This is a genomic window from Pseudomonas sp. 2(2015), from assembly GCF_000955865.1.
Taxonomy (GTDB): domain Bacteria; phylum Pseudomonadota; class Gammaproteobacteria; order Pseudomonadales; family Pseudomonadaceae; genus Aquipseudomonas.
On sequence record NZ_JYOF01000004.1, the window covers coordinates 285,663 to 297,075 of the forward strand.

An 11,413-nucleotide genomic window follows, 5' to 3' on the forward strand; every position below is an offset into this window, starting at 1 on the left:
CCTCCTTTCAAGGGTGCATTTCTGCGCCCAACCGGTAGATCAGCAATGCCAGGCTGTCGGCATTGAACAGCATGATCTGCGCGCGTTTTTCGCTGTCACTCAGGAACACCTGACGAGCTTGCTGCAGATCCTGCGCGCCGGTGATCTTCAGGATCAGTTTCTTGCCTTTGCGATCGCTGCGACGCAAGTCGCGCAGCCTGCCAGTGTCTTCATCGTACAACGTGAACAACTTGTTCATCGGCGTCATGGCGCTGAGGCCGCTTTCGTGGGCGCGTTCCAGCCAGGCGCGCTCGGGGCCGGGGATCAGCCAGTCGGCGTACGGGGCAACACCCAGGGTGTAGGTGATGTCGCGGGTCTGGCAGGCCAGGTGAGACAGTTCATGCAGCAAGGTAAAGGCGCGGGTGAGGTTGGCGGCTGCCGGCTGGGCGTATCGGCGTTGTAGCGGCAACTGGTTGATGGTCGGGTTGTCGAAGAAGGCGTCGAGCAGAAAGATCTGCCGGCTGCGGTCGGCCGGGTTGACGAAGGCGCTGGCATCGATGGGCGCACCGACTCTGCTGCCCATGACATAACGGGTCGAATGAGCGGGTGAGTAATTGCGCGACAACAGCAGCGTCAGCAGTTTTTCTATCGGCCTGCTGACTTGCAGCAGAAGTGTGTCGGATACATCCGCGACGTTGAAGAAGTCCCTGAGGACCCTGGCCGTTTGCAGGGGTAGCTGGCGGGCTGTGGTGCGGCTGATGTTGAAGTGGCAGTTCACCAGGTAGGTTACTGCAGTATCGTGCGCTTCGCGGATCAGGTTGCCGCGATAAGGGTTTACGCGCTGGATCTGTGGCATGCCAACTGCGAGTATCGCGATCTGTTCCCGGGAGACGACCCGACGGGTATGGCGGCCGCTGAGCTCGCTCAGCACACCGCCGGCTTCGACCGGTTGCGGGCGTTCGGGCGCCGGGCTGCTCTCCTGCTTTTTCCAGAACTTCTCCAGCGATTCGACCCCGACGGCGTCTTTGCCAACCAGCAGGCCCTGCACCAGCGCTGCGCAGAGTTCGGCCAGTGACTGGCTCCAGTTGCTGCGGTCGGCTTTTTCCAGGGTTTGCAGCACACTGGTTTCGGTCTGGAAAATACCCAGCAGCGTGCCCAGCCTGCCCGGCAGAAACAGGCTGGCTTGCAACCACAGCTGACCGAGCAGGTTCTTCAAGGTTTGCCAGCGCGCCTCTTCGAGGGTCACCAATTGGGCGTGGGCCATGTCCTGGAGCATCTGGGCGTTATCCACGAACAGTTGCTTGAACAGGTTGCCCGCGATCGGACGCCAGGCCAGGGTGATGGGGCCGGGGCGGGAAAACGGCAGGTCGAAATCCGATTCCACACTAAATGGCAGGTGTGGCTCTTCAAAGCCACCGCGCCCATAGCGTTTGCGCATCTGCGCTGGCATACGCCCGAGCAGCAAGGCCTGCAACGCTGGCGTGGTCCTGATCTTTTTCAGTAGGTCACGGCTATCGGCAAATTGCCGATAGGCCTGGCGGCTGTCGTAGGGGCTGTACAGCACCAGCGGGCCCGCCTGCTGATTGCCGATCAGGTACAGGCCAGGCAGCTGGTCCGGTTCAAGCCCGCTATCGGCCACCAACAGCAGTGGTGTCATGTGCTGTGTGCGGTCTTCTGGCAGTTCCAGTACCTGGGTAACCGTCTGTAGCGCTGCGCCATCGAGCTCGCCTTTGAGGCGGGCACGCCAGGCCGCTTCGAGCATTTGCCCGGGCAGTTGCCGGCAGAAGGTTGCCAGGCGCCGGGCATAGTCGGGGTCGTGTTCGGCGAATTTCTGCTGCAGCAGGCGCTGGTAGTGGCCGCCAATATCCAGCGCCTTGGCCACCTTGCGAACATACTGGCTGCGCAAGGTGGGTGGCAGCAGCTCACCCTTCTGGTCGGTCACCAGGGTGATTACGTTGTCCCAGTCGCGGTAATGATCGAGCGCATAGTCAACCAGGGACTGGCGATGGCGCACGTAGCTGGCCGGCAGTGACAAGGGGATTTCCCCGGGTAGTGGCGGCGCAGTGATCCAGCGGTTGGTGGTGACCTGGATATCTTCAGGCCGGTAGTGGCCGGGGCCGAAATCCTGGTCCAGGCGCTGCTGCAGTTGTTCGCGGGCATAGGTGTCGATTTCGGGGATATCGAACAGGTAATCATCGTTTGCGCCCAGCAGGTTGCTGGCCAACACGCGCAAGTAGGCATGTTGATCTTCTACCGAGGCCTGGCGCAGCCACTCGGGTGCATGGGCTGCAACAGCCTCTGCCCTGGCGCGATCCTGCAGGTCGCGCAGGGCTGCGCCAATGGCATCGGTTTCGCTGATATAGCGGTTGAAGGCCTTGACCACGTTGCCCGGCAGGCGCGCAGCGATGGCCCGGTCGTACAGGGCCAGAATCCGCGCCCGCCGAGAGGGCAGTGCAGCAGGCGCAAAGGCAACGTCCAGGCGTTCGGCCAGCGTGCCGAGCAGGGCCAGCAATTGCTCCTGGTAGTCTTGGCTCAACTGCTCGTCGCGCATCAATACCGCTTGCAGTTGCCCGCGAAGGCGCTGGCGCAAGCGCCCGGCGCTGTGGCTGAGCAAGGCCGGCGGGAGCAACGGCAAGGGGGTCGGCAGTTCAGCCGCGGTGCTGGCGCTGGCACGCCATTGGCTGTTATCGGCGGGGTGCCAGATCAGCTCGAGCAGCGACAGGACCGGGGTACTGCGGCCCTCCGGTTGCACGCTGATGGCGTGCAGGGGAGGGGCTTTGTGCAGAAAGCTGGACAGTTCGTGCTTGAGCAGTGCCCGGGTGACTGAGCTGAGGCTCGGGCGCTGGGCGAGCATGGCCTGGTACTCCTGGGCCAATTGTCCGACCTGGGTTTGCAGCGATTGCGCATCCAGGCTGGCGTTGCCGAGGGTGCGGGCAAGTTGCTGCAATGTGGCGGTCGAGGGCGCTGCTTGCTGGGTGTGCAGGGGGGCGGCCTGGTCGGCAAGGCGATCATTGATCGTCAACATCAGGCTGTCGAACAGCGGCGCAGCCAGCAGATTGACCTGAAAATCCACAGCAGGTTGGCGCTGCAGTAACTGCTGTTGCGCCTGTGGTGCGTAACGCAGCACTGTTGCCATCAGCGCAGGTTGATCCTGCAGGCCCAGCAGCGTCTGCTTGGCCTGGCGCCGATCGGCAAAGCGTTGCAGGCCGATGTCGGGGTTGTAGATGAACACTTCGGGCCAGTCGGCGCGGCTGAGCAGAAAGGTGGTGTCCAGGGCTATGGCCTGGCCATCGCCGGTCACCGCATCCAGGCGGTCGACGCGCAGCGCCGGGTCGTCGCCCAGTCGTTGCAGGGATTGTCGTTGCGCGGCGCTCAGCGGTTGCCTGGCGTCGAGGTGCTCGAGGTGACGCAGATAACCTGCGCGCAGGGCATCAGGATGAAAGTAGGGCAGGTTGGCCAACGGCATGAAAGTGTCCCGGCGGTACAAGGCAGCCGGGGGCCGATCCCCGCGGCAATCACTGGAGATTGCCGCGGGTAAGCAGGGCCGGGGCGTTACTTATATCAATTGCCGGCCTTGATGCTGGTCCAGATGCGCGTGCGGATGCGGTCGATCTTGGCTGGCATCGCCTCCAGGGCGTAGAGCTTGCCGAGCATCTCGTCGCTCGGGTAAATCATGGTATTGGCCTTGAGCGCCGGGTCGACCAGGGTGTCGGCCTTGAGGTTGCCGTTGGCGTACTGCACATGGTTGCTGATGTTGGCCATCACCTCGGGCTGCAACAGGTAGTTCATGTAGGCGTAACCGGCTTTTTCGTCCGGGGCATCAGCCGGCATGGCGACCATGTCGAACCACATCGGCGCGCCTTCCTTGGGAATCGAGTAGCCGACCTTCACGCCGTTGTTGGCTTCTTCGGCGCGGTTCCTGGCTTGCAGCACGTCGCCGGAGAAGCCCACCACCACGCAGATATCGCCATTGGCCAGGTCGCCGGTGTACTTGGAGGAGTGGAAGTAGCTGATGTACGGGCGCACCTTCATCAGCAGTTGCTTGGCCTTGTCGTAATCTTCGGGCTTCTGGCTGTGGTGTGGCAGGCCCAGGTAGTTGAGGGCGATCGGCAACAGCTCCGGGCCGTTGTCGAGCATCGCCACGCCGCAGCTTTTCAGCTTGCTGATGTACTCGGGCTTGAAGATCAGGTCCCAGGAATCCAGCGGGGCGTTGTCGCCGAGCACCGCCTTGACCTTGTCGATGTTGTAGCCTATCCCGGTGCTGCCCCACAGGTAAGGGAAGCCGTACTGGTTGCCCGGGTCGTTGACCTCCAGGGCCTTGAGCAGCACCGGGTTGAGGTTCTTCCAGTTGGGCAGCTGGGTCTTGTCCAGTTGCTTGAGCGCCTTGCCCTGGATCTGCCGGGCCATGAAGTGGTTGGAGGGGAACACCACGTCGTAGCCGGAGTTGCCGGTCATCAGCTTGCCGTCGAGGGTTTCGTTGCTGTCGAACACGTCGTAGGTCGGCACGATGCCGCTGGCCTGCTGGAAGTTCTTCAGGGTGTCGGGGGCGATGTAGCTGGACCAGTTGTAGATCTTTACCGAGTCGGCCGCCTGGGCGACGGAGGCGGCCAGCAACACAGGTGCGAAGAGCAATGGGCGCATGTCTGGATTCCTTGCTTGGTCTGTTTTTTATCGAAGGAGGCAGGCGATCAAATGATCAGAAAATCAGCACATAGGTTTTGCGCACGGTCTCCTGGATGTCCCAGGTGCCGGTGCTGTTGGCCGGCAGCATGATCGCGTCGCCGGCTTCGATGGTCAGCGGCTCGCCGCCATCCGGGGTGAAGGTGCAGCGGCCCTTGATGAAGTGGCAGAACTCCTGCTGGACGATCTGCCGGCGCCAGCGCCCCGGGGTGCATTCCCAGATGCCGGTTTCGACGCCGTCGCTGCGCTCGACGCTGGTGACCGAGGCGATCGAGACCGGCTCGCCGAGTGGCACCGCCACCGGGTTGGATTCGGCCAGGGTGACACTGTCGGTGTTCTTGAACTGGGTAATGCTCATAGCGGTGGATCCTGTGCAGGGGGTTCAAAAAGTCAGCGCATGAAACCTTCCATGAAGTCCGCTACGCCGCTGGCCAGGCGTCGGCGCCAGGGGGCGCTGGCCGGGTTGGCGAGGGTCTGGTCTTCATGGACGAAACTCTTGATGATCGCGTTGTAGCCCAGCCAGCGGCAGGGTTCCGGCTCCCAGCCGGGCAGGCTGTGCAGGGCGCGGTCGTGGCTGGCCCAGGGCTGCTCGGTGAGCGGGCTGCGCCGCTCGAGGATCAGCTCGGCCAGGGTCCGCCCGCCGAGGTTGCTGGCGCCAACGCCTTCGCCGCCATAGCCGCCGGCCAGGGCGATGCCCTGTTTGCGGTCGCAGAACATGTGCGGCTGAAAGCGCCGGGCCATGCCCAGGTTGCCGCCCCAGGCGTGGGTGATCCTGACCTTCTGCAACTGCGGGAACAGCTCGCCGAACAGGTAGCGGCGCAGTTCGATTTCGCTGTCGGTGAGGTCGAAGTTGTCGCGCAGGCGGCCGGCAAAGCGATAGCCGCCGCGGGCGCCGAACACCAGGCGGTTGTCCAGGCTGCGCTGGCCATAGGTGACCTGGCGGCTGTTCTCGCTGAAGGCCTGGCCATGGTTGAGGCCGATCTGCTCCCAGACCTGTTCGGGCAGCGGCTCGGTGGCCACCAGCAGGCTTTGCACCGGCATCTGGTAGCGCCCCAGCGGCGGCAGGTTGACCGAATAGCCTTCGACCGCCGGCACCAGCCATTGGCATTTGACCCGTGCCTGCAAGGTGCGTGCTTCACCGGAACGCCACTGGGTTACGGGGCTGTTCTCATAGAGCTTCACGCCCATGGCCTCTACCGTGCGGGCCAGGCCGCGCACCAGTTTGGCCGGCTGGATTGTGGCGACATTGGGGTTGAAGATCGCGCCATAGGGGCGGCTGATACGCAGCTGCGATGCCAGCTCATCGGGGCTTAGCCAGCGGTAGTCGGCTTCGTTCAGGCCCTGCTTGTAGAGCTTGTTCAGATACGCGCGCAGGCTGGTTTCCTGCTCGGGGTAGCGCGCGGCGCAGTACAGCACGCCGCCCTTGCGGTAGTCGCAGTCGATGCCTTCGCGTTCGAGCACCTGGGCCACTTCATCGGGAATGCCGTGCAACAGGTCATAGGCGGCGCGCCGCTGCTCGGGCGAGCTGCCGGCGAGCAGGCGGTCTTCACCGAGCAGGTTGCCCATCAGCCAGCCGCCATTGCGTCCGGAGGCGCCGAAGCCTGCAATCTGCGCTTCGACGATGGCGATGTTCAGCTGTGGTGCCAGGCGCTTGAGGTAGTAGGCGGTCCACAGCCCGGTGTAGCCAGCGCCGATGATGCAGACGTCGACGTCCAGGTCCTGTTGCAGCGCCGGGCGTGCGCTCAACGGCTCATCGAGTTGGTCCATCCACAGGCTGATACTGCGCCATGCCAGCATTGTTCGGCTCCACATCGGTAACGGTCTGTGGCGATCCTAGAAGCTTGCGGGGCGCTGTGTCTTACGTGCGTGCACGCAGAGAATTCTGCTTCACGTAGGCCTTGGGCGACAGGCCGGTGTGCTGGCGGAAACTTTTGTAGAACGCCGACAGCGAATTGAAACCGGCAGCAAAGGCCAGCTCGTCGATGCGTGCAACCGTGGCGGTGGCGCCGAGGCTGGTGAGCAGGTGCTGCAGGCGTGCCTGGTTGACGTAGCGGTAGAAGCTCTGGCCGAGCACCTGGTTGAGCAGGTAGGAGATCTGGTTGCGGCTGTAGCCGCTTTCGCGGGCCACCCGTTGCAGGTCCAGCTCCGGGTCGAGGTAGGGCTGCTGGCGCTGGAAGTACTGCTCCAGGTCCTGGGCCATGAAGCTCAGCTGGCGTGGTGACAGGCCCAGGCGGCTGGCGGCCGGGCGCAGGTCATTGTGGCCAGTGTCCTGGCTGGGCGCGCGGACCAGCGAGGCGTACTCGTTGACCCGCCAGATCAGGCCGTCGCGCACGGTGATCGCTTCGCTGGCCTGGAACGCCACCAGGCCTTCGCCACCGCGCAGGGTGACCTGATACTGGATGAAGGCGGTGCAGCCATCGACGCGGATGCGGTCGCTGTGGACGATGTCTTCACCGGCTTCGCGGGGCATGCTCACACGCACGTATTCGCGCAGCTCATCGAGGTGCAGGACGCGGTTCTGGAAATAGTCGTTGTACTGGATATCGGGGTGATACAAGGCCATGACCCCGTCGAGGTCGCGATGCTTCCAGCACAGGTGGTAGCGCAGGACGGTGGCGGCGGTTTCCGGGGTTTGCTCCGGGCCGTCGGGGATAGGGGATGGGGTCATTGACTGATAGTGCCCCAAGGCTGATCAAGGCTCAACTGCCGTTGGGGCCGCTGCGCGCCCCAATCGCCGGCAAGGCCGGCTCCCACAGGATCCGGGACACAGGGAACCTGTGGGAGCTGGCGTTGCCAGCGATGGGCTGCAAAGCAGCCCTTAGAGGAACTGCTCGGCGTAATGGCACGCCACCTGCCGCGTCCCCACCTGCCTGAACGCCGGTTCCTCGGCAGCACAGCGCTCGGTGGCATACGGGCAGCGTTTGTGGAAAGCACAGCCAGGCGGCGGGTTCAGCGGGTTGGGCAGCTCGCCGGAAATCTTGATCTTCGGCTTCAGCGGGTCCGGATGAATGGTCGGCGTGGCCGACAGCAAGGCCTGGGTGTAAGGGTGCAGCGGCTTGCTGTAAATGTCCTCCTTGGGGCCCATTTCCGCCGGCCGGCCCAGGTACATCACCAGCACCTGGTCTGCCACGTGGCGCACTACCGCGAGGTTGTGGGAGATGAACACGTAGGCAGTGTTGAACTCCTTCTGCAGGTCCATGAACAGGTTCAGCACCTGGGCCTGGATCGAGACGTCGAGGGCCGACGTCGGCTCATCGGCCACCAGTACTTTTGGTTGCAGCATCATCGCCCGGGCCAGGGCGATGCGCTGGCGCTGGCCACCGGAAAACATGTGCGGGTAGCGCTGGTAATGCTCGGGGCGCAGGCCGACCTGTTGCATCATCGCCTGGACCTTCTCGCGCCGCTCGGCGCGGGTCAGGTTGGTGTTGATCAGCAGCGGCTCACCCAGCTGGTCGCCGATCTTCTGTCGCGGGTTGAGCGAGGCGTACGGGCTCTGGAAGACCATCTGCACGTCCTTGCGCAATTGCTTGCGCTCGGCCTTGTTGGCGCCGGCGACTTCCTGGCCGGCGATCTTCAGCGAGCCGGACGAGGGCTCTTCGATCAGGGTCAGGGCCCGGGCCAGGGTCGACTTGCCACAGCCGGACTCGCCGACCACGGCCAGGGTCTTGCCGGCTTCCAGTTCGAACGACACGCCGTTGAGTGCGCGCACCAGGGCATGGCCCTTGAACAGGCCGCGGGAAACTTCATAGTGACGGGTCAGTTCACGGGCGGTAAGGACGACGGTCATTACGCCACCTCCTGGTTCAGCGGGTAGAAACAACGCACCTGGCTATGGGCCTGGGGATCGAGGGTCGGTCGTTGCCGGCGGCAGTTTTCCTGCACGTAAGGGCAGCGCGGCGACAGCAGGCAACCTTGAGGACGGTCATAGCGGCCGGGGACGATGCCCGGCAGGGTCGCCAGGCGCTCGGCGCCTTCGCTGTGCTCCGGAATCGCCGCCAGCAGTGCTTCGCTGTAGGGGTGGGCGGGGACGTCGAACAGTTCCGGCACCTGGCCGACTTCCACCGCTTGGCCGGCGTACATCACGCACACCCGCTTGGCGGTTTCGGCGACCACGGCGAGGTCGTGGGTGATCAGGATCAGCGCCATGTTCTGCTCTTTTTGCAGGTTCAGCAGCAGCTCCATGATCTGCGCCTGGATGGTCACGTCGAGGGCGGTGGTCGGCTCGTCGGCGATCAGCAGCTTGGGTTCGCCGGCAATCGCCATGGCGATCGCCACCCGTTGGCTCATGCCACCGGAAAGCTGGTGCGGGTAGGCGTCCAGGCGGCTTTCGGCGCCAGGGATTTCAACCTTCTTGAGCAGCTCTAGGGCACGCTGGCGGGCCGCCTTGCCGCGCAGGCCAAGGTGCTGGCGCAGCACTTCCTCGATCTGGAAGCCTACGGTGTAGCTGGGGTTGAGGGCGGTCATCGGGTCCTGGAAGACCATGGCCATATCCTTGCCGACCACCTTGCGCCGTTGCCGGCCGCTGAGCTTGAGCATGTTGGTGCCATCGAAGGTCAGGGCATCGGCGGTGATGCGCCCGGGGGCGTCGATCAGGCCCATCAGCGCCATCATGGTCACCGATTTGCCCGAGCCCGACTCACCGACGATGGCCAGGACCTCACCTTCATCGACCGTCAGGTCCAGTCCATCGACCACCGGTACCGCATTGGCGTCGCCAAAGCGCACGTTCAGATTGTTGATTTGCAGAAGTGACATGGCGATCTCCTCAGGCGGCATTCTTGAGTTTCGGGTCCAGCGCGTCGCGCAGTCCGTCACCCATCAGGTTGATTGCCAGCACGCTGAGCAAAATGGTCAGGCCAGGCAGGCTCACTACCCACCAGGCGCGTTCGATGTAGTCGCGGGCCGAGGCCAGCATAGTGCCCCACTCGGGGGTTGGCGGCTGTACGCCGAGGCCGAGAAAGCCCAGGGCGGCGGCGTCGAGGATTGCCGAGGAGAAGCTCAGGGTGGCCTGCACGATCAGCGGCGCCATGCAGTTGGGCAGCACGGTGACGAACATCAGCCGGGGCAGGCTGGCACCGGCCAGGCGCGCGGCGGTGACGTAGTCGCGGTTCAGTTCGCCCATCACCGCGGCACGGGTCAGGCGCACATAGGACGGCAGCGAGACGATGGCGATGGCGATCACGGTGTTGATCAGGCCAGGGCCGAGGATGGCGACAATCGCCACGGCCAGCAGCAGCGAGGGCAGGGCCAGCATCACGTCCATCAGGCGCATGATCGACGGGCCGAGGATGCGCGGAAAGAACCCGGCCAACAGGCCGAGGAAAATCCCCGGAATCAGCGAGATCACCACCGATGACAGGCCGATCAGCAGCGACAGCCGCGAGCCCTGGATCAGCCGCGAAAGCAGGTCGCGGCCGAGCTCGTCGGTGCCGAGGATGAACTGCCAGTTGCCGCCTTCCAGCCACACCGGCGGGGTCAGCAGAAAATCACGGTACTGCTCGCTGGGGCTGTGCGGCGCCACCCAGGGGGCGAACAGTGCGCAGAACACGATCAGGCTCATGAACATCAGCCCGGCGACCGCGCCCTTGTTGCGTGAAAAGGCCTGCCAGAACTCCTTGTACGGCGAGGGGTAAAGCAGGCTCTGGTCGACAGCGGTGGCCGGGGTGGTGACAGATTTTGCAAGTGGGGTAGTCATGACGAGGCCCTCAGCGCTGATGACGGATGCGTGGGTTGGCCAGGCCGTAGAGGATGTCCACGACGAAGTTGACCAGGATCACCAGGCAGGCAATCAACAGGATGCCGTTCTGTACCACGGGGTAATCACGGGCGCCGATGGCTTCGATCAGCCACTTGCCGATGCCCGGCCAGGAAAAAATGGTTTCGGTCAGTACCGCACCGGCGAGCAGGGTGCCGACCTGCAGGCCGAACACCGTCAGTACCGGGATCAGCGCGTTGCGCAAGCCGTGCACGAACACCACCCGGGCCGGCGACAGGCCCTTGGCGCGGGCGGTGCGGATGTAGTCTTCGCGCAGCACTTCGAGCATCGAGGAGCGGGTCATGCGCGCGATCACCGCCAGCGGAATGGTGCCCAGCACGATGGCCGGCAGGATCAGGTGCATCAGTGCATCCTTGAAGGCGCCTTCTTCGTCGCTGAGCAGGGTGTCGATGAGCATGAAGCCGGTTTTCGGCTCGATGTCGTAAAGCAGGTCGATGCGCCCGGACACCGGGGTCCAGCCCAGGCTCACGGAGAAGAACATGATCAGGATCAGGCCCCACCAGAAGATCGGCATCGAGTAGCCGGCAAGGGAGATACCCATGACCCCATGATCGAACAATGAGCCACGCTTGAGCGCGGCGATGACCCCGGCCAGCAGGCCGATCACCCCGGCAAAGAACAGCGCCGCCATGGCCAGTTCCAGGGTTGCCGGGAACAGTGCGAGGAACTCGGTCCAGACGCTTTCGCGGGTGCGCAGCGATTCGCCGAGGTCACCCTGGGCGAGCTTGCTGACGTAGTCCAGGTACTGTTCGGGCAGCGGTTTGTTCAGGCCCAGTCGCTCCATGGCCTGGGCGTGCATTTCCGGGTCGACCCGCCGTTCACCCATCATGACTTCAACCGGATCGCCGGGTATCAGCCGTATGAGCGCAAACGTCAGCAAGGTGATGCCGAAGAAGGTCGGGATCAGCAATCCCAGTCGCCGGGCAATAAAACTAAACATCTTCTGGAGTACCTCATCAGCCGGTCAGGCATGCCCGC

General features: G+C 64.0%; 9 protein-coding genes. All 9 read right to left on the reverse strand.

Translation table 11 applies throughout. The features are described 5' to 3' along the window. Positions 1-7: 7 nt before the first annotated feature. Positions 8-3,445 carry a DUF6543 domain-containing protein gene (locus tag UB48_RS09535; protein WP_045196260.1) on the reverse strand — a complete coding sequence of 1,146 codons (3,438 nt, stop codon included), beginning with the start codon at positions 3,443-3,445 and terminating at the stop codon, positions 8-10. A gap of 95 nt (positions 3,446-3,540) precedes the next feature. After that, the gene (locus UB48_RS09540; protein ID WP_045196262.1) at positions 3,541-4,620 is read right to left on the reverse strand and encodes a polyamine ABC transporter substrate-binding protein; all 1,080 of its coding nucleotides are present in this window, start codon (positions 4,618-4,620) and stop codon (positions 3,541-3,543) included. Between the two features lie 55 nt (positions 4,621-4,675). Continuing rightward, positions 4,676-5,017 carry a cupin domain-containing protein gene (locus UB48_RS09545; protein ID WP_045196265.1) on the reverse strand — a complete coding sequence of 114 codons (342 nt, stop codon included), beginning with the start codon at positions 5,015-5,017 and terminating at the stop codon, positions 4,676-4,678. Positions 5,018-5,049: 32 nt separating this feature from the next. Then, positions 5,050-6,456 carry an FAD-binding oxidoreductase gene (locus UB48_RS09550; RefSeq protein WP_045196267.1) on the reverse strand — a complete coding sequence of 469 codons (1,407 nt, stop codon included), beginning with the start codon at positions 6,454-6,456 and terminating at the stop codon, positions 5,050-5,052. Positions 6,457-6,517: 61 nt separating this feature from the next. Beyond that, positions 6,518-7,327, reverse strand: a complete 810-nt coding sequence (locus tag UB48_RS09555; RefSeq protein WP_045196270.1) for a nuclear transport factor 2 family protein — start codon at positions 7,325-7,327, stop codon at positions 6,518-6,520. Positions 7,328-7,477: 150 nt separating this feature from the next. Continuing rightward, positions 7,478-8,446 carry a peptide ABC transporter ATP-binding protein gene (locus tag UB48_RS09560; protein WP_045196272.1) on the reverse strand — a complete coding sequence of 323 codons (969 nt, stop codon included), beginning with the start codon at positions 8,444-8,446 and terminating at the stop codon, positions 7,478-7,480. Further along, positions 8,446-9,414 carry an ABC transporter ATP-binding protein gene (locus UB48_RS09565; protein WP_045196592.1) on the reverse strand — a complete coding sequence of 323 codons (969 nt, stop codon included), beginning with the start codon at positions 9,412-9,414 and terminating at the stop codon, positions 8,446-8,448. Before UB48_RS09565 ends, UB48_RS09560 begins: the two co-directional genes overlap by 1 nt. Positions 9,415-9,424: 10 nt before the next feature. Continuing rightward, on the reverse strand, positions 9,425-10,354 hold the full coding sequence (locus UB48_RS09570) for an ABC transporter permease subunit (RefSeq protein ID WP_045196274.1): 930 nt from the start codon (positions 10,352-10,354) through the stop codon (positions 9,425-9,427). Between the two features lie 10 nt (positions 10,355-10,364). Beyond that, on the reverse strand, positions 10,365-11,375 hold the full coding sequence (locus UB48_RS09575) for an ABC transporter permease subunit (RefSeq protein WP_036993941.1): 1,011 nt from the start codon (positions 11,373-11,375) through the stop codon (positions 10,365-10,367). Positions 11,376-11,413: the final 38 nt, after the last annotated feature.